The sequence below is a fragment of the Candidatus Enterococcus leclercqii genome (assembly GCF_009933135.1).
GTDB classification, from domain to species: Bacteria; Bacillota; Bacilli; order Lactobacillales; family Enterococcaceae; genus Enterococcus_C; species Enterococcus_C leclercqii.
Map to the genome: position 1 here is coordinate 97,547 of NZ_MAEH01000006.1, position 17,357 is coordinate 114,903.

Annotated in this window: 11 protein-coding genes, 19 tRNA genes, 1 pseudogene, 1 riboswitch and 1 other annotated feature; of the genes and pseudogenes, 5 read left to right on the forward strand and 26 right to left on the reverse strand. The window is 45.1% G+C overall.

The annotated features are described in order from the left end of the window. Positions 1-305: 305 nt before the first annotated feature. Positions 306-2,720: a leucine--tRNA ligase gene (leuS, locus tag BAU14_RS01815; RefSeq protein ID WP_161898384.1), complete on the reverse strand. Its 2,415-nt coding sequence runs from the start codon at positions 2,718-2,720 to the stop codon at positions 306-308. 263 nt (positions 2,721-2,983) lie between these two features. Next, positions 2,984-3,234 (reverse strand) — a binding site (T-box leader). Positions 3,235-3,430: 196 nt separating this feature from the next. On the opposite strand from leuS, the gene BAU14_RS01820 reads away from it, so the two are divergent. After that, entirely contained in the window at positions 3,431-3,856 is a 426-nt protein-coding gene (locus BAU14_RS01820; protein WP_161898385.1) for a MarR family winged helix-turn-helix transcriptional regulator, read from the forward strand. 38 nt (positions 3,857-3,894) lie between these two features. Continuing rightward, positions 3,895-4,758, forward strand: a complete 864-nt coding sequence (locus BAU14_RS01825) for an NmrA family NAD(P)-binding protein (protein WP_161898386.1) — start codon at positions 3,895-3,897, stop codon at positions 4,756-4,758. 188 nt (positions 4,759-4,946) lie between these two features. On the opposite strand, the gene BAU14_RS01830 is transcribed toward BAU14_RS01825, so the two are convergent. Beyond that, positions 4,947-6,548, reverse strand: coding sequence for a LysM peptidoglycan-binding domain-containing protein (locus BAU14_RS01830; RefSeq protein ID WP_161898387.1), 1,602 nt, complete (start codon positions 6,546-6,548; stop codon positions 4,947-4,949). A gap of 555 nt (positions 6,549-7,103) precedes the next feature. Between BAU14_RS01830 and BAU14_RS01835 the strand changes: the two genes are divergently transcribed. From BAU14_RS01835 to BAU14_RS01845, 3 genes and pseudogenes are all read left to right on the forward strand, one after another. Next, the gene (locus BAU14_RS01835; RefSeq protein ID WP_161898388.1) at positions 7,104-7,754 is read left to right on the forward strand and encodes a phosphatase PAP2 family protein; all 651 of its coding nucleotides are present in this window, start codon (positions 7,104-7,106) and stop codon (positions 7,752-7,754) included. 31 nt (positions 7,755-7,785) lie between these two features. Continuing rightward, positions 7,786-8,718: pseudogene (locus BAU14_RS01840) on the forward strand (TIGR01212 family radical SAM protein); the annotation flags it as partial. A gap of 95 nt (positions 8,719-8,813) precedes the next feature. Further along, the gene (locus BAU14_RS01845) at positions 8,814-9,383 is read left to right on the forward strand and encodes a class I SAM-dependent methyltransferase (RefSeq protein WP_161898390.1); all 570 of its coding nucleotides are present in this window, start codon (positions 8,814-8,816) and stop codon (positions 9,381-9,383) included. A gap of 351 nt (positions 9,384-9,734) precedes the next feature. Here the strand turns inward: BAU14_RS01845 and BAU14_RS01850 are convergent, their stop codons facing one another. The 24 genes from BAU14_RS01850 to BAU14_RS01965 all read right to left on the reverse strand — a co-directional run bounded on the left by BAU14_RS01850 (position 9,735) and on the right by BAU14_RS01965 (position 17,322). Beyond that, complete coding sequence (locus BAU14_RS01850; protein WP_161898402.1) at positions 9,735-10,511, reverse strand: alpha/beta hydrolase; 777 nt, start codon at positions 10,509-10,511, stop codon at positions 9,735-9,737. A 122-nt stretch (positions 10,512-10,633) separates the two neighbouring features. Beyond that, the gene (locus BAU14_RS01855) at positions 10,634-12,199 is read right to left on the reverse strand and encodes an MDR family MFS transporter (RefSeq protein WP_161898391.1); all 1,566 of its coding nucleotides are present in this window, start codon (positions 12,197-12,199) and stop codon (positions 10,634-10,636) included. Positions 12,200-12,422: 223 nt separating this feature from the next. Next, on the reverse strand, positions 12,423-13,613 hold the full coding sequence (metK, locus tag BAU14_RS01860; RefSeq protein ID WP_161898392.1) for a methionine adenosyltransferase: 1,191 nt from the start codon (positions 13,611-13,613) through the stop codon (positions 12,423-12,425). Further along, positions 13,611-13,736, reverse strand: a riboswitch (SMK box riboswitch). It overlaps the preceding gene by 3 nt. A 229-nt stretch (positions 13,737-13,965) precedes the next feature. Further along, the gene (locus tag BAU14_RS01865; RefSeq protein WP_161898393.1) at positions 13,966-14,877 is read right to left on the reverse strand and encodes a hypothetical protein; all 912 of its coding nucleotides are present in this window, start codon (positions 14,875-14,877) and stop codon (positions 13,966-13,968) included. 8 nt (positions 14,878-14,885) lie between these two features. Then, a complete protein-coding gene (locus tag BAU14_RS01870) occupies positions 14,886-15,425 on the reverse strand; it encodes a sigma-70 family RNA polymerase sigma factor (RefSeq protein WP_161898394.1) in 540 nt (179 codons plus the stop codon). A gap of 152 nt (positions 15,426-15,577) precedes the next feature. Then, positions 15,578-15,649, reverse strand: a tRNA-Glu gene (locus tag BAU14_RS01875). A gap of 17 nt (positions 15,650-15,666) precedes the next feature. Further along, a tRNA-Ile gene (locus BAU14_RS01880) sits at positions 15,667-15,740 on the reverse strand. A gap of 9 nt (positions 15,741-15,749) precedes the next feature. Beyond that, a tRNA-Phe gene (locus BAU14_RS01885) sits at positions 15,750-15,822 on the reverse strand. A 12-nt stretch (positions 15,823-15,834) separates the two neighbouring features. Next, positions 15,835-15,907: transfer RNA gene (locus tag BAU14_RS01890), tRNA-Asp, on the reverse strand. A 12-nt stretch (positions 15,908-15,919) separates the two neighbouring features. Beyond that, positions 15,920-15,993: transfer RNA gene (locus tag BAU14_RS01895), tRNA-Met, on the reverse strand. Between the two features lie 29 nt (positions 15,994-16,022). After that, a tRNA-Ser gene (locus BAU14_RS01900) sits at positions 16,023-16,112 on the reverse strand. A gap of 14 nt (positions 16,113-16,126) precedes the next feature. After that, a tRNA-Glu gene (locus tag BAU14_RS01905) sits at positions 16,127-16,198 on the reverse strand. A gap of 7 nt (positions 16,199-16,205) precedes the next feature. Next, positions 16,206-16,293, reverse strand: a tRNA-Ser gene (locus BAU14_RS01910). A gap of 28 nt (positions 16,294-16,321) precedes the next feature. Beyond that, positions 16,322-16,395: transfer RNA gene (locus BAU14_RS01915), tRNA-Ile, on the reverse strand. Between the two features lie 14 nt (positions 16,396-16,409). Beyond that, positions 16,410-16,480: transfer RNA gene (locus BAU14_RS01920), tRNA-Gly, on the reverse strand. Between the two features lies 1 nt (position 16,481). After that, positions 16,482-16,557, reverse strand: a tRNA-Asp gene (locus tag BAU14_RS01925). Between the two features lie 15 nt (positions 16,558-16,572). Beyond that, positions 16,573-16,646 (reverse strand) — tRNA-Met (locus BAU14_RS01930). Between the two features lie 38 nt (positions 16,647-16,684). Then, positions 16,685-16,774: transfer RNA gene (locus BAU14_RS01935), tRNA-Ser, on the reverse strand. 22 nt (positions 16,775-16,796) lie between these two features. Next, positions 16,797-16,870, reverse strand: a tRNA-Ile gene (locus BAU14_RS01940). 13 nt (positions 16,871-16,883) lie between these two features. Beyond that, positions 16,884-16,957 (reverse strand) — tRNA-Met (locus tag BAU14_RS01945). Between the two features lie 24 nt (positions 16,958-16,981). Continuing rightward, positions 16,982-17,054, reverse strand: a tRNA-Ala gene (locus tag BAU14_RS01950). A gap of 13 nt (positions 17,055-17,067) precedes the next feature. Continuing rightward, positions 17,068-17,141 (reverse strand) — tRNA-Pro (locus BAU14_RS01955). A gap of 8 nt (positions 17,142-17,149) precedes the next feature. Further along, a tRNA-Arg gene (locus BAU14_RS01960) sits at positions 17,150-17,223 on the reverse strand. Between the two features lie 13 nt (positions 17,224-17,236). Further along, a tRNA-Leu gene (locus BAU14_RS01965) sits at positions 17,237-17,322 on the reverse strand. Positions 17,323-17,357: the final 35 nt, after the last annotated feature.

Sequence of the window (17,357 nt, forward strand, 5' to 3'; positions counted from 1 at the left end):
TTTTTGTAAAATGACATACTTTTTTTAAGAATTGTGAGCGTTCTCATTTTGCTATTATCACTTAAAGACCCGCAAGATAGATACCTCTTCGCATCGTAATTTTTCTAGAGTTTTGTCCTTCCTTTTTTATGGTTCCCGTTCTCAATGGAACTTCAGCAATAAAAGATTAAGAGGTGCTCGTAAATGACATGCACAAAAAAGACGCAAGCCAATTTGAAAGCTGCTTGCGTCTCTTTTTTTTTAATATCCGGGACTTTCAGTGAAATCTATCCGTTTTCGCTGATACAAGTCCAGTGCCTTTTTAATCAGTTTGCTACGATGTTTACTAGTTTTCCAGGTACGACAATCACTTTACGAATCGTTTTGCCTTCCAACAGACCGACAACGGACTCGTGTCCTTTTGCGAACTCTTCCATTTCTTCTTTGGTAGCTGTTGCCGGAATATTCGCTTTGGCTTTGACTTTACCGTTAACTTGGAAGACAACTTCAATCTCATCTTCTACCAGTGCGTCTTCGTCATAAGCTGGCCATTGAACATAGCTGATCCCGCCTTCGTTGCCCAAGATTTCCCAGAGCTCTTCTGCAAAGTGAGGAGCAATTGGTGCCAGAAGCTGCACAAAGCCTTCCACAAAAATATACGGCAAGGCGTCAACTTTGTAAGCTTCATTGATAAATACCATCAATTGACTGATTGCAGTGTTGAAATGGAGCTGTTCATAATCTTCCGTGACTTTTTTGACGGTTTGATTGTAGATCTTAGTCAATTTGCCGTCGTTGAAATTGGTGATTCGATCCCGCATCTTGCCATCTTCATCGACGATTAGGCGCCAGATTCGATCCAGGAATTTCCGAGAGCCTTCCAAACCATTTTCGCTCCAAGCAATGGAGGCATCCAATGGGCCCATAAACATTTCATACAGCCGCAGCGTGTCGGCACCGTATTGATTTACTACATCATCAGGATTGACGACATTGCCTCGAGACTTAGACATTTTTTCATTGTTTCCGCCCAAAATCATCCCCTGGTTATACAGCTTTTGGAAAGGTTCTTTCGTAGGGACAACACCCAAATCGTACAAAAATTTATGCCAGAAACGAACGTACAGCAAGTGCAATACCGCATGTTCGGCACCGCCGATATAAATATCTACCGGCAGCCAGCGTTCCAATTTTTCATAGTTGGCCAATTCGTTCTTGTTATGAGGATCAATAAAACGCAGGTAGTACCAAGAACTGCCGGCCCATTGCGGCATTGTGTTGGTTTCCCGACGGCCTTTTTTGCCAGTCACTGGATCTACGACATTGACCCACTCTTCAATGTTAGCCAGTGGTGATTCCCCGGTTCCGCTTGGTTTAATGTCTTTGGTAATTGGCAGACGCAGCGGCAGTTCAGATTCTGGAACGGTGGTCACTGTGCCGTCTTCCCAGTGAATGATTGGGATTGGTTCGCCCCAGTAACGTTGGCGAGAAAACAACCAGTCCCGCAGACGGTAGCTGACTTCTTCTTTACCGACACCTTCTTTTTCCAGCCAGGCATTCATTTTGGCAATCGCCTCTTCTTTGTTCAGACCATCCAGGAAACCCGAATTGATATGTGGGCCATCTTCTGTGTACGGTGCGACAGCAACATCGCCCCCTTCCAGTACAGGCATGATTTCCAAGCCAAATTTTTGAGCAAAGGCGAAGTCCCGCTCGTCATGGGCTGGCACTGCCATGATCGCTCCAGTTCCGTAGCTGGCCAAAACATAATCCGCAATCCAGATTGGGATTTCTTTGCCATTTACCGGGTTGATTGCATACGCACCGGTAAAGACGCCGGTTTTTTCTTTGGACAGATCCGTCCGATTCAGATCAGATTTTTTCTCTGCTTCATCAATATAAGCCGCCACGGCAGCTTTTTGTTCCGGTGTCGTAATCTTTTGTACCAGTTCCAACTCTGGTGCCAAAACAGCATAAGTTGCTCCAAACAGCGTATCTGGACGAGTAGTGAAGACCGTGAAGTTTTCATCCGTACCGGCAATTTGGAAGGTTACATTTGCCCCTACCGAACGACCAATCCAGTTTTTCTGCATTTCTTTGATGCTGTCCGGCCAATCCACCAACTCAAGATCATCCAACAAGCGGTCGGCATAGGCGGTGATTTTCAGCATCCACTGACGCATGGGTTTACGAATAACATCATAGCCGCCGCGTTCAGACTTGCCGTCAATGACTTCCTCATTGGCGATCACAGTCCCCAACTCCGGCACCCAGTTTACGGGTACTTCTGCTTCATAAGCGAGCCCTTTTTCGTACAGCTTCGTAAAGATCCACTGTGTCCATTTGTAATACTCCGGGTCCGTGGTATTGAGCTCACGGTTCCAGTCATAACTAAAGCCTAGGGAATTGATCTGACGCTTGAAGGTTTGGATATTTTTTTCGGTAAATTCTGCCGGATCGTTACCGGTATCCAGCGCGTATTGTTCCGCCGGCAATCCAAACGCATCCCAGCCCATCGGATGCAAAACATTGTACCCTTGTGCCCGTTTCATACGAGACAAAATATCTGTCGCCGTATACCCTTCTGGATGGCCGACATGCAGTCCTTGCCCTGATGGATAAGGGAACATGTCCAGCGCATAGAATTTCGGTTTGTCATTTTCTTCGTGGGTCACGAAGGTGTTGTTTGCGGCCCAAAATTTCTGCCATTTTTTCTCGACTTCTTTATGATCGTAATACACGATACAGTCTCCTCCTTTAAATTAAGCCGGAATAATCCGACTGGATAGCTAATAAAAATTAAACTAAGGATACCCGCTAAAGCTAAAACCAAGCTAAACTGTAAAACAACTCAGCGACTCACTGCTTGCCAAATTATTTCAACCGTTTAAGAAAAGTTTCATCAAAACTTGTCCCTGCAAGGAAGCTGCCAAGAAGTAAAAACTGATGTCTGCTTAATTTTCACTTTCCAAAGCAAAAAACGCCCTATGAAAGCTTGCAGCTCTCATAGGACGTTGTCAACGCGGTACCACCTATTTTTATTCACCAAAATCAGGCTCACAAACAGCTTGAACTCTGGCAAATCTCAAACGTGTTAACGATCGTCACCGTGTCTTTCTATTTACACCTTAATATATAGGCGTTTTCAAAAGAGCAACACTCAAGGCCAGTTCACAAGCTCCTGTACGCATTTTCACCCACCATGCGCTCTCTGAATCAGGGGACTTACTACTAACTCCTCGTCAATGTGCAATATGCTGTTTGACTGATAGTCTAACAGAGAATTCCAGAAAAATCAAAGGAGATTTCCCCGAAACTAAACAATTCGATGCCCTTGACCCAATTCTGTTGCTTAGCAAGATGAGTTGTTTCATTTCCTCTTGACAAAGTTAATCTCATTAACTAAAATATCGTTAATAAAGTTAACTTTATTTAGAAAGGATTTGAGTACATGCAGGAATCACTACTTGTTCAAGGCGCAGATATCATCTCTTTGTTTTGCCGGCTGACTATTCATGCAAAAAAAGAACTGCCCCTGCGCTCCAGTGAGATTGGGCTATTGATTTATACCGTTAAAGAAACAGAACCGGTAACGCCACTAAAAGCGGCAGACTACTTTAAAGTTTCGAAACCGATGATTGCTACTATGGTGAAACGATTGGTAGCTGCTGGTTATCTGGAAAAAAAACCTTCTACAGAAGACAAACGCAGTTATATCTTACAGCCCACAGCAGCAGCCACACAGCTGACAGAAACCGTTTATGATGAGTATTTCAAAGATATGCAACTACTACTGAATAGTTTGGGTACTGAAAAATTCAAGGAATTATTGGCACTCTTAAAAGAAGCCAACGCCGCTTTATTACAAAACAAATGAATTAATCCCTTAGCAAAAAAACATTTGGAGGAAACATTATGTCAAAAATTTTAGTAACCGGTGCTTTAGGTAACGTCGGCAGCTATGTCGCTCAACACTTGATTAAAAAAGGCCAAGCGGTTGTTTGCGGTGATATCAATCAAGAAGCCTTAAAACAACGTTATCTTGAAGATGCGGATTGCGTCTTCTTTGATTTCACCGATCCTGCTACCTTTCCAACAGCTTTAAAAGAGGTCGATCGTGTTTTTATCATGCGCCCACCCCATCTAGGAAAGCCCGAAGATCTGAAACCTTTTATCGAATTTCTGAAACAAAGTGGACAGATTCGTTTAGTTACCTTCTTATCTCTCTTAGGTGTCGAAAAAAATCCAATTCCACCCCATCATAAGATTGAAAAATTTATTGAGGCTGCAGAACTTCCTTATTGTCATATTCGCCCCAGCTTCTTCATGCAAAACATCAGTGGCGTTCACGCCTTTGAAATAAAACATTTTGATCGCATTCTAGTACCCGTCAAAAAAGCTGTCACCAGTTTTATTGATGCACAAGATATCGGTGAGCTGATTGCAACCGTTTTGGAAGAACCCACACTTCATCAAAACTCAGCTTATTCTGTTACCGGTCCAGAAGCAATCAGCTACCCAGAAGTCGCTCAAATTATGTCCGAAGAATTGGGACGTAACATTACTTATGCGGATCCTACGCCATCTTTTGCAAAAAAATATTGGCGAGAAGTTCGTGGACTAGATCAAGAATATGTCACAGTAATGGGTATGTTGTACTTGATGACACGATTAGGCGGAGCCAAGCAGGTCACTCATGGATTTTACGATGTAATGGGGAAAGAGCCACGAACATTCCGTGACTTTGTCAAAAGTAATCTCTCCTTTTGGCAAAAGTAAACTTCGCAAACTCAATCACCGATTTCTTTAGCTACGTAAAAAAAGGACCACAGACTTTACTGCTTCACTGCTATTAATCTTTTTACAAGATTGTAATTACAAAAACAGCTAGGATAACCGCTCTCATTAATTAGCTGGTGTCTGCCTACCAAAAAAACCGACACCTGGTGAGATGTCGGTTTTTTTGACTATTTAACTTTCAGTGTTTGCCCAACATAAATCATATCAGACTTCAAATTGTTCAGTTCCTTCAATTGGTTGATAGTCATGCCATATTTTTCTGAAATCGCCCACAGCGAATCGCCACTGACGACTTTATAGCTTTTCGTCGTACTTGCATTGCTGCCAGTATTTCCAGTCGTTGCTGCAGAGCCACTACCTTTTTTCACAATGACCTTTTGACCAGGATAGATAAAGTTGTCTTTGATGCCATTCCATTGAACCAATTGATCCATACTGATGCCATATTTATTGGCAATAAACCAGACAGAATCACCGGAACGAACAGTGTAATAGGTATTTCCAGTTGTATTTGTACCTGAGCTGGACCCCGTATTATTGTTCGTACTCGTGCTTGGTTTAGTCGTACTACCTGTTGAGCTGCTGGAAGACGAGCCGCTGCCTTTTTTGACAATCAACTTTTGGCCTGGATGGATTAAATTATTTTTGATGCCATTCCAAGAAACCAGTTGTGACATACTGATGCCGTATTTATTGGCGATCAACCACACCGAATCACCGGCTTTCACTGTGTAATACGTATTAGCGGTAGTTGTCGTTGAACCCGATCCCGTAGAAGGTTTGCTGGTAGACGGGTTAGAGGTACTAGGTTTGCTCGTGCTATTTCCTGCAGAGCTGCTACCGCTGCTGGAAGATGAGCCACTGCCTTTTTTCACAATCAGTTTTTGGCCCGGATGGATCAGATTATTTTTGATGCCATTCCATTCTACCAACTGCGCCATCGTAATTCCGTGATTATTGGCGATCAACCATACCGAATCACCGGCTTTCACCGTGTAGTAGCTGTTGGTAGTCGTCGAAGAGCTTGAAGAGCCGCCACTGCTATTATTGTTGCCGGTATTATTGTTACTGCTGCCGGTGCTGGCGCCACCGCCGGCACTTCCGCTAGCCGGTGTGTCGAAGCGTGTCAGATTATAACTTTCAATGACATTGTTCAGTGCTGTCGCATAATGAGGTGCGGTAGCGTAACGTCCAGTCAACCAAGCGGTAGCATCTCGGTAGGAAGAACAGTTGCTCTTCCAAGCTCCACGATAATAGTACTGGCCGCCAATCTTAACATTGCGTAACACACTCGCATTGTCTTCAAAAGACTGTTGGAAAGAAGGGTAATCCCGAAATGGTTCTTTCATCGTGACCCATTTGCCATTCAAATATTCTTGCGTATCCATATAAACACTTTGTCCCTGATAGCTGCCTTTAATCCCAAAAAGATTATAGTAAGGTGCTCGGGCCAAGGTACTCTGTCCCCAGCCACTTTCGACAATGGCTTGTGCAATCATAACAGAAGCATACAAATCATTTTTTTGTGCCACTGGTTGCGCATGGGCTGCAATTTCAGCAATAAATGCACTAGTGTTTGTTGCTCTACTCGACTGTCCAGCTACAGCAGCCTCCGCCTCCACCGGTTGGGCTAAGGGAGCCACCAGTGAGCAGGCAGTCAAAGTCGTGCCTACAATTGCTGTACCTTTTTTCATTTGACGGGACCACCGCCGTTTTTCTTCCAATTTTCGCCGCTCTTTGCGGGAAACCAACTGTCCAACGTTTTCCATTATTTTCCTCCTCACGAAAATGTTTCACGAAGTCTTGGGAAAATTTTTGATCCTGCGGGTAAAAAAAACACCCTTTTCCATCGACTTCTTTGCTTGTGTAAAAGTAACCGGTTGCCAAACAAAGGATTACCAGCAGCAGGCTGGGCTGCTGTGGGCCTGATTTCATGTTTAAAAAATCTTTATGATTTAAGTATACCTTGTTCCCACCGCAAACGAAAACATAATACCAGTTATGGAAGTCATTTGTTAGCTGACTGTAACATAAGTTATCAATAGTTATAAAATGACAACACAGTTCTATCAATCAGGGAAAATAAAAAAAGGGACCGTTACCTTTCTCTTCACAAACAGCAGATTAATTGAATAACACTTTTGGGAAAAAATGTTTTTTTACAATCATATTACAACAAGTTGAATTCCAGCTTTTTTAGGGTTTGTTTGCGATTGTTCCACAATCTGTCACAAGCAGATCAGGCGTGTTATAATACCTCTTGACTGACTCGCGACAGCTCTCAGCAGCCTTTGGGGACTGTCCGTAAAAGAAAGGACCTGTAAATGAAACATAAACTCTACTATCAATTCGCCGGCAGCTGTTTTCTGTTGGTCTTCGTCTTTTTAGGCTACGTGGTCAAATTTTATCCCCAATGGCTTAGCGGCTTTGATAGCTTCTTCACTCAATTGATCCGAGGGCCTTATCCTGACTGGAACACTATTTACCTAACTGTCACCAAATTAGGCAATCCTCCAGTAATCGCCGGAATTGCTGTAGTTGCTGTCGCACTCTTGCTTTGGCGTCGGCGCTACACTGAAACTCTCTGGTTGGCAATCAACGTCATCGGGATTGCGGGAATTGGCAACTCGTTGATTAAGCTGGCCTTCATGCGGCAGCGACCGACATTGGAGCATCTGGTCACCGAAACCAGTTACAGTTTTCCCAGTGGTCACTCCACCGGCAGTATGATCCTCTGGGGGACACTCCTTTTGATGCTGCCAGGACTGATCAAAAACAAACCATTACGCCTGCTGTTGCAAGTTACCTGTGGTATGTTGATTTTATGCGTTGGGATCAGTCGAATCTATCTAGGCGTCCATTTCCCATCAGATATCCTAGGTGGTTTCTGTTTGGGAGCCGGCTGGTTGCTTTTGAGCTATCCGATTTTTGATGAACGCCGTTTCATTTGGCGCTTTCAAGGGAAACAGCGCTGAAGGCAACACATTATTTGAAAGAAGGCAGACTATGATTTTTGCAGAAAATAAACGCTACTATTCTTTGAACCAAGCCTACCGGGAAACTTTTGGAGGAAAAATCTTCAAAGTACCGGTGGACGGTGGCTTTGATTGTCCTAACCGTGACGGTACGGTGGCCCGTGGTGGCTGTACGTTTTGCAGTGTGTCCGGCTCCGGCGACATGATTGTTGCACCGACAGATCCCCTTTCCTCCCAGTTTCAAAAAGAAATCGACATGATGCATCAAAAATGGCCGGCAGTTGATCAATATATCGTCTACTTCCAAAATTTTACCAATACTCATGCACCAGTGGAGGTCATTCGCGAACGCTTCGAGCAGGTCGTCAATTTGCCAGGTGTCGTCGGTCTTTCCGTTGGGACGCGTCCGGACTGTCTGCCTCCAGAAGTCGTGGACTATTTAGCTGAATTAAATCAGCGCCTTTATCTTTGGGTAGAATTGGGTCTGCAGACGACGTATGAAACCACTAGTGAGCTTATCAATCGAGCCCATGATTATCCCACCTATCTAGATGCAGTCACTCGTCTGCGCAAACACAATATTCAAGTCTGTACCCACCTAATCAACGGACTGCCGGGAGAAACACCAGAAATGATGCTGGAAAATGTACGCCGCACGATTCTCGATTCAGATATTCAGGGAATCAAGCTGCATCTCCTGCATCTGATGCGCAACACGCGAATGCTGCGGGATTACCAAGAGGGGCGCTTGCAGCTGATGAGTCGTTCAGAATACGTTTCCGTTATCTGTGATCAGCTGGAATTGATTCCTTCAGAGGTGGTCATCCACCGGCTAACCGGCGATGCCCCCTGGGATTCTCTGATTGGTCCAAAATGGAGCCTTAAAAAGTGGGAAGTTTTGAATGCAATTGATGAAGAACTAAAACAACGAGACAGTTGGCAAGGCAAATACGATGTGCGTAAGAGTAATGGAATCCAGATGGTTTCCGGTCGTCCACATATGCTCTTAGGATCTGCTATAGAAAACAGCACCCGAAGCAAAATCGAGGTGCACCACTGATGTTGGCTACAGCACTCCATTACAGTCACACCTTGTTGAAAGAGGTCTTACAGCCCGGGGACATCGCTGTTGACGCTACTATGGGCAACGGACACGATACTTGTTTTTTAGCAGAATTGGTGGGGAGAACTGGTCATGTGTATGCATTTGATTTACAGGCCCAAGCCCTAGAAAATACGGTAACCCGCCTAGCCGCAGCTGGCCTGACAAATCGAGCTGCCTTGATCCATGGGGGACACGAAACATTGTCACAATATATCCCCGAAACACAGCCGATAAAAGCCGCCATCTTCAACCTGGGGTATCTTCCTCAAAGTGACAAGTCGGTGATTACACTACCGGCTACGACCCGACAGGCATTGGATGCGCTGTTGCTGCGTTTAGCTCCTCGTGGCCGGATTGTTCTCGTCTGTTATTACGGCCATGCAGGTGGCCCCGAAGAATTGGCCAGTGTGCGAGCTTACTGCGAAGCCTTGCCACAGGAACAGTACAACGTTTTGAATTACCAGTTTATCAACCAAAAAAATCAACCACCTATCCTATTTTGCATCGAAAGCAAGCCAGTTTGAGCTTTTAATCGTAGGAAAAGGGTTGTAGCAAGCATCCAGTCCCCTTCCTCCGAAGCAGACAGTACCAAACGTGAGTCATACGCAAAAGAGAAGTCACTTCCACTGTTTTTAATGGAAGTGACTTCTCTTTTCATTGTTAAAAATTTCAAACGTAGACTTTCTATGATTTCATCAAGCTGAGTTAGTGTCATTCACTTTTTCTCTTCCTACGTATGGTACTGTTCCTTCTGCAGACTTTGACACAAGGATTGTCGCCACAATTTGCTGACATATGTTTTCTTGCTTAGTTCGTGAAATATTTGCCATTCACCATTTAGAAAACGATTGCTGTCACAGCATTGAAATGCTATGCTACAGCGGCAGCCACGCCAAAACCCGTGGCAACCATTCATCCCAGAATTTCCAATCATGGATGCCGGGACCTTCATCGTAAGTTACATCAAAGCCTTTTTCCGTTGCTTTTTTGGCAAAGTAGCCGCTGACCGGATAAAGATCATCTTCTGTCCCGCAAGCTACAAACAGTTTCGGTGCTTTGGCTGGATCCAATTGTGACAGCAAATACAGAGGATTTTCCGGCGAATTTCCCAGCTCCTCCAGCGGACCGAAAATACCTTCCCAATAGGCCCGTTCTCGTAAAGCCAACAGTGGTGCTGGATCATTGGTAAAAGCCAGCGCTCCTGATAAGCTGGCAACAGCAGCAAAGCGTTCCGGACAGCGCAGGCCCAATTTCATTGCACCATAGCCGCCCATCGACAATCCGGCAGCAAAGGTCTTTTCCCGCTTAATACTCAGCTGCGGGAAAAATTCTTGCAGCAATTGTGGCAGTTCTTCAGAAACATACGTCCAATACTTCATGTCATAGGTGGTATCCGTATACCAGCCGTGATCAGTAGAAGGCATCACTACTGCCAGTCCCAACTCATCCACGTAGCGTTCCACAGAAGTCCGCCGTTCCCAGATACTGTGATTACCTCCCATTCCGTGAAGCAGGTAGAGAACCGGTACGTCCGTGGTAGCTCCGACAGAATCGGTACCAATCCGCTTTTTCGTTTGTTGCGGTAAGATCACATTCAACATGACCTGCATCTCCAACACATTGGAATAACAATTCACTTGTAAAAATGCCATTTTCATCCCCGTTTCTCCGACCTTGCGCCTTTTATCCGGTAGCAGCCGCCGATCAGCATTTCCTTTATGGTCTGAGTTTTCCCGTCAATTGCCGCTTTTATTTTCCTTAAAGCAACAGCAACTCAGATTTCTCTACCTTCTATTGTAGCAGATTTGTCACGAATCACGACAGTCAATATCAGTGCCAACACAATCAGACATAATGCTCCACCGAAAACACCATGTAATCCGGCAAACAAGATCTTTCGTAGCGGTTCAAGTTGTTCCGTCGGCAGTAATTTTGCCGTTTGCGGATTTACCAATTTGTTCATGATATCCGGGTCATTGGTCAAACTGGCTTGTGCTAACTGAGCTTTGGTGATTCCGTTCATCAGGATCCCAAAAACAGAAACCATAATCGTCTGGCCAATAGTGCGGGCCAATGTATTAAACGACGTCGCAACCCCCAATTGATCGTGGGATACGCTGCTTTGGGCGCTGACAGTACAAGTCACTGTGACTGCCCCCAAGCCGATTCCCAAAATTGTCGAAATCACAAAAAACCACAGCCAGCTTGCAGCCATCGGAATCAAAAAGAGACTGGCCCCGCCGACTAATGTGATACTCAAGCCTATCAGCAATACCTTTTTCACCGTATGCTGAACCAACCAGCGTCCCGCTAAAAAGGAACCGACCATCCACAAAACCGATAATGGAGCCAACACCAGCCCGCCGATTCCTGCTGGCAGCCCCAAGACGCCTTGCATCCACATGGGAATATAGACATCCACTGCCATCAAAAAGCCGCTCCCCAAAGCTGCCACTAGGTTCACTACTACAAACAAACGACTGGTAAACAGCTCCAAGCTGATTACCGGATCTGCTGCGCGCTTTTCAGTAAAGATAAACAAAAAGAGCCCAATTGCAAAACCGGCAAGTAACAGTCCCACAGTTAGATCAAAACCATTGTCCCCTAGAAATTGGAACGCCAAAAGCAGTGCCAAAAGCGTCAACATCAAAAAGAAGCTGCCGGCAATATCCATCGGCTTGTTCGCAACGGAAGCCGCTGTTGAACTCCCGCCGCTAGCAGGATCACCGGTTATTTCAGATTCAGAGAATTTCCCAGTACTTTGCTGAGTTTGCCGCTGAGGTTCTACTAAAAATTGCCAGATCATCCAAATCAATACAATTCCGATAGGTACATTGATAAAGAAGATCCAATGCCACCCCACCGTATCCACGATAATTCCGCCGGCCAAAGGACCAATCACGCTGGCAATCCCCCAAGCAGTGCTGTTTAACCCCAGCACTCGCGCACGCTTTTCCATAGAGTAGAGATCGCCGATAATCGTCAGCGCCACCGGCATCATTGCGCCGGCCCCCATCCCTTGAATTCCCCGAGCAATGATTAAAGTCAGCATCGTATCTGAAAAGCCGCACAAGGCAGATCCGATAATAAACAAGAGGGTCCCGAAAATAAAAATCGGTTTTCGGCCGATTCGGTCCGCCAATTTGCCATAAATTGGAGTCAACATCGCATTCGTCAACAAGTAGATAGAAAATACCCAGTTCATAATTTCAATGCCGTGAAGTGAACCTACAATGGTTGGCATCGCAGTTGTCACAATCGTTCCTTCCACAGCCGTCATAAAGGTGGCAACAAAAACGGCTGCCGTTACCAGTTTTACATTTGTTTGTTTCGTCGTCATTTTAAGCTCCTTTTTTGTTCTTCATTAGCGAGTCATTTATTTTTTCGTAAAATCATGTCAAAAACAGCAGGCATCACTCATTTTGAGTTTACCGCTTGCTCTTGTCTTACTCATCATTAGGTTTCATTTTAGTCGCCAGCTGAAAAGCTGCAAAACAGCATAAAAAGAGACCTCTGCTGCCAATCAGGTTAAGTGCCTGACTGACTCACAGAGGTCGCCTCGGTTACTCCTTCACACTTGCCAACAGGTCGTCAACTTTGTCCGTTGCTTCCCAAGGTAAGTCGATATCTGTACGACCAAAATGTCCATACGCCGCAGTTTGCTTGTAAATTGGGCGACGTAGGTTCAGCATTTCGATGATTCCCGCTGGGCGCAGATCGAAGTTTTCACGAACAGCTGCCACCAATTTATCATTGGCTACCGTCCCTGTTCCAAACGTATCGATGGAAATAGACACTGGCTGCGCCACACCAATCGCATAGGCCAGTTGAACTTCTGCCTTTTTCGCCAAACCGGCTGCAACGATGTTTTTTGCGATATAACGAGCAGCATAACTCGCAGAACGGTCAACCTTCGTTGCATCCTTACCAGAAAATGCGCCCCCGCCATGACGAGCATAACCACCGTAAGTATCTACAATGATTTTACGGCCTGTCAAACCGGCATCTCCTTGTGGTCCACCAATCACAAAGCGGCCAGTAGGATTGATATAGTACTTAGTTTCTTCATCCAGAAGTGTCGCTGGAATCACGGCTTTGATGACTTTTTCAATAACATCATGGCGAATCGTCTCATTGTCCGTAGCATCGTCATGTTGCGTACTAATAACTACCGTGTCCACTCGCTGCGGCTGACCATTTTCATCATATTCCACTGTGACCTGTGACTTAGCATCTGGTCGCAAATAAGCGAGTTCTTTCGTCTTACGCAGTTCTGCCAGACGACGAACTAATTTATGACTCAGTGAAATCGGTAACGGCATCAGCTCAGGAGTTTCATCGCAGGCAAAGCCGAACATCAGCCCCTGGTCACCAGCTCCAATCTCATCCAATGGATCTTTCTTTTCTTCCCGCGCTTCTAAAGCCACGTCCACCCCTTGCGCAATATCAGGTGATTGCTCATCAATCGCCACTAACACAGCTACCGTGTCGCCATCAAAGCCAAATTTGGCCCGAGTATAGCCAATCTCATTGATGGTTTTACGCACGATCTTTTGGATATCCACGTAAGCCGTTGTAGAAATTTCTCCGAATACCAGGACTAAACCAGTGGTAACGGAGGTCTCACACGCCACACGAGCATAAGGATCTTTTTCCAGCAACGCATCCAAAATTGCATCGCTGATTTGGTCTGCCACCTTATCCGGATGGCCTTCGGAGACAGATTCCGAAGTAAATAAATGTCTTTCTGTCATGATGATTCCCCCTACATAGCATACTTGTTCACAGTCTTGTCGAAATGAAGCAAGCAGCATGTTGTTTTTTTCGGTTACAAGGCATCTTCGAATAACGAATCCTATCGGGAACTTGCAACGATTGACAGTATAACAGATTTTCAGGTAACTTGCTTGCTTTCTCCCTGAATGTCTCATGAAAATTTCAAAAAATTTAAGACAGAAAAACTATCGGTATCAGATAGTTTTAGTTGCATTTTTCAAAAAAGCCAACTGATTCAACGATACTATTTCAGTTTTTTCGAAAGGATCGATAAAATTTTTTCTCTATATTTCTTTGTCAAAAAAGCTACTTTTACTATTTCACTACATTTTATTCTTCTTCAATTAATTTCATAGTTATTTTTACTTGAGGGGGAACTCCTTCATAATTTCCGCTTAAAGAAGCAGTTTCAGACTTATCTTCTGACTGATATTTTCTTGCAATCCTCAGCAAAGCCCCCACCCTCAACTCTATGACACGTCCACCAAACTCTTTTTGGGAAAATGTGGCCCCATCACTGAAGGTATCACCATTTTTCATCGTATGTTCTGTGAAGACAGATACGCTCCATCCCATTGAAAAAGCCGATGCATCTTCAACGTCAACTTGATAGATTCCTGGTTCGATTGCTGCTCCTACTTCAAACTCTCCAAATTTATTTTTCAATACATACTGTTCTCCAATTTTTTCTAATGGCTCAAAAACAGCAGGTGTAAATTGTAATGACGCATCCCCCCAGACAACTTCCCCATAATTACCTTCTCCAAAAAAGTATCCAGAATATGTTTCTCCCGGAAGTAATACACCTCTACCCATTGCTTCGCCAATTTCCCCTTCCGATAAACTCACATCATAAATCCCCGGTTCAATTAGGATATCTTCCTCTTTTGGATCTGCTTCTACCGACTTTTCTCCATTTGCCCAGTACCCGATCCCTTTCTCCATAACAAACGCTTTTGCTCTGTCATTTTTCTCCGGTGATATAGACATTCCATCGTAAAACCTTACGACTTCCATCGGATGCTCTTCTTTCGCAAATAATCCGTCTGCTACTCCAGAGATTCCAGTACCGATTATCCCAACTAATACAACGGCAGCCACTATTTGAATACTAAATCTTTTAGATATGTCTGGTTTGGCCTGTTGAATCCCTTCATCTATTGCATGAAAAATTGCCTTTTTAGGAATTTTCACTTTTTGTCGCTCCACTAGCAAGTCACGCTTCAAATCCTGTTCCTTCATATCATCTCCTACCTTTCATATCCTGAAATTGTCAATTGCAATTTTAATTGTGCCCTGCCTCGTACCAACCGTGTCTTCACAGTATTTTCGTTAATCTCCAGTAGACAGGCAATTTCTTTAATCGACAGATCATTAAAATAGAACAACATCAGTACTTCTTCATACCTGTCTTCTAACTGATGTATAGTTTTCAGTAATTCAGGATCCGTTTTTGATACGGTAGTCATTCCAGCAATATTCTCCATCATATTTTCATCAGCTACAACTCGATCCTGTTCTCTTCTACGTCTTACTAATAAATATTTTGCTTCATTAATTACGATTCGATTCAGCCAAGTTGAAAAGTATTCCTCCTGCTGCAGCTGAACTAATCGACCTACTGCCTTCAAAGAAGCATCTTGTACCACATCAAGCGCATCCGACTCGTTCTTTACATAACTGTAAGCCAACAAGTAGATACTTTTATAATGGTACTTCATCAACTTATTTAACGCGCGTCGATTCCCGTTTTTTGCCTTTTTGACCCATCGAATCTCCCTGTCCTTCATCCATTTACTCCTTCGTCTGCCTTACTTCTCTACTTTTACAAATCGTTTCATCCCATCCGTATATACTTATTAGACAATCTATGTACCATAAAAGTTTCAATTCTCGTCCAAAAAAAACGCAAAAAAAATAAGATACTCAAATGAGTATCTCATGATCCGTACGGGATTCGAACCCGTGTTACCGCCGTGAAAGGGCGGTGTCTTAACCACTTGACCAACGGACCGTATATTATTCTTTTAATGGGCCTAAATGGACTCGAACCATCGACCTCACGCTTATCAGGCGTGCGCTCTAACCAGCTGAGCTATAGGCCCGTAAAAAAATGGCGCGGGACAGAATCGAACTGCCGACACATGGAGCTTCAATCCATTGCTCTACCAACTGAGCTACCGAGCCATAAAACTGCAACGGTCCCGACGGGACTCGAACCCGCGATCTCCTGCGTGACAGGCAGGCGTGATAACCACTACACTACGGGACCAGTGTAGTTCAATTGCGGGAGCAGGATTTGAACCTACGACCTTCGGGTTATGAGCCCGACGAGCTACCAGACTGCTCCATCCCGCGATAATAAAAAGGTTGAAAATATTCAACTAAGGAGGATAAGGGATTCGAACCCTTGCACGGTTTTACCCGCCTGACGGTTTTCAAGACCGTTCCCTTCAGCCGGACTTGGGTAATCCTCCGGTAAAACAAAAAATGATCCGTACGGGATTCGAACCCGTGTTACCGCCGTGAAAGGGCGGTGTCTTAACCACTTGACCAACGGACCAGCAAAACGGAGAAGGAGGGATTTGAACCCTCGCACCGGTTTCCCGATCTACACCCTTAGCAGGGGCGCCTCTTCAGCCACTTGAGTACTTCCCCAAAACCAAAAATGCTATTTTGATTTTAATGGGCCTAAATGGACTCGAACCATCGACCTCACGCTTATCAGGCGTGCGCTCTAACCAGCTGAGCTATAGGCCCATATAAAAACTAAAAGCGGGTGACGAGAATCGAACTCGCGACAACAGCTTGGAAGGCTGTGGTTTTACCACTAAACTACACCCGCGTGGCGGTCCCGACGGGACTCGAACCCGCGATCTCCTGCGTGACAGGCAGGCGTGATAACCACTACACTACGGGACCATATTTAGTTTTTAATTGCGGGAGCAGGATTTGAACCTACGACCTTCGGGTTATGAGCCCGACGAGCTACCAGACTGCTCCATCCCGCGATAATAAAAGGGTTGAACAATAATATTCTATTCAACTAAGGAGGATAAGGGATTCGAACCCTTGCACGGTTTTACCCGCCTGACGGTTTTCAAGACCGTTCCCTTCAGCCGGACTTGGGTAATCCTCCGAATGCCTACCTATGATCCTGATGGACCTTGTAGGACTCGAACCTACGACCGGACGGTTATGAGCCGTCTGCTCTAACCAACTGAGCTAAAGGTCCAGGCTCGAAAAAATCGCGGCGAAGGGGATCGAACCCCCGACCTCCCGGGTATGAACCGGACGCTCTAGCCAGCTGAGCTACACCGCGAAAAAATCATTTATTTAAATGATATGGAGCCTAGCGGGATCGAACCGCTGACCTCCTGCGTGCAAAGCAGGCGCTCTCCCAGCTGAGCTAAGGCCCCTTTTGAAATTTGATCGGGAAGACAGGATTCGAACCTGCGACCCCTTGGTCCCAAACCAAGTGCTCTACCAAGCTGAGCTACTTCCCGATATAATACGCGCCCAAGAGGAGTCGAACCCCTAACCTTTTGATCCGTAGTCAAACACTCTATCCAGTTGAGCTATGGGCGCATAATAAAATTAATGCCGAGAACCGGAATCGAACCGGTACGGTGATCACTCACCGCAGGATTTTAAGTCCTGTGCGTCTGCCAGTTCCGCCACCCCGGCGTGAGTGGGACATTAAAAGCGGAAAACGGGGTTCG

What these genes read in the sequence shown, in the direction of transcription:
- BAU14_RS01820 (WP_161898385.1), top strand. Translation starts at nt 3,431, where the DNA reads ATGCAGGAATCACTACTTGTTCAAGGCGCAGATATCATCTCTTTGTTT.
- BAU14_RS01825 (WP_161898386.1), top strand. Translation starts at nt 3,895, where the DNA reads ATGTCAAAAATTTTAGTAACCGGTGCTTTAGGTAACGTCGGCAGCTAT.
- BAU14_RS01830 (WP_161898387.1), bottom strand. Translation starts at nt 6,548, where the DNA reads ATGGAAAACGTTGGACAGTTGGTTTCCCGCAAAGAGCGGCGAAAATTG.
- BAU14_RS01835 (WP_161898388.1), top strand. Translation starts at nt 7,104, where the DNA reads ATGAAACATAAACTCTACTATCAATTCGCCGGCAGCTGTTTTCTGTTG.
- BAU14_RS01845 (WP_161898390.1), top strand. Translation starts at nt 8,814, where the DNA reads ATGTTGGCTACAGCACTCCATTACAGTCACACCTTGTTGAAAGAGGTC.
- BAU14_RS01850 (WP_161898402.1), bottom strand. Translation starts at nt 10,511, where the DNA reads ATGGCATTTTTACAAGTGAATTGTTATTCCAATGTGTTGGAGATGCAG.
- BAU14_RS01855 (WP_161898391.1), bottom strand. Translation starts at nt 12,199, where the DNA reads ATGACGACGAAACAAACAAATGTAAAACTGGTAACGGCAGCCGTTTTT.
- metK (WP_161898392.1), bottom strand. Translation starts at nt 13,613, where the DNA reads ATGACAGAAAGACATTTATTTACTTCGGAATCTGTCTCCGAAGGCCAT.
- BAU14_RS01865 (WP_161898393.1), bottom strand. Translation starts at nt 14,877, where the DNA reads ATGAAGGAACAGGATTTGAAGCGTGACTTGCTAGTGGAGCGACAAAAA.
- BAU14_RS01870 (WP_161898394.1), bottom strand. Translation starts at nt 15,425, where the DNA reads ATGAAGGACAGGGAGATTCGATGGGTCAAAAAGGCAAAAAACGGGAAT.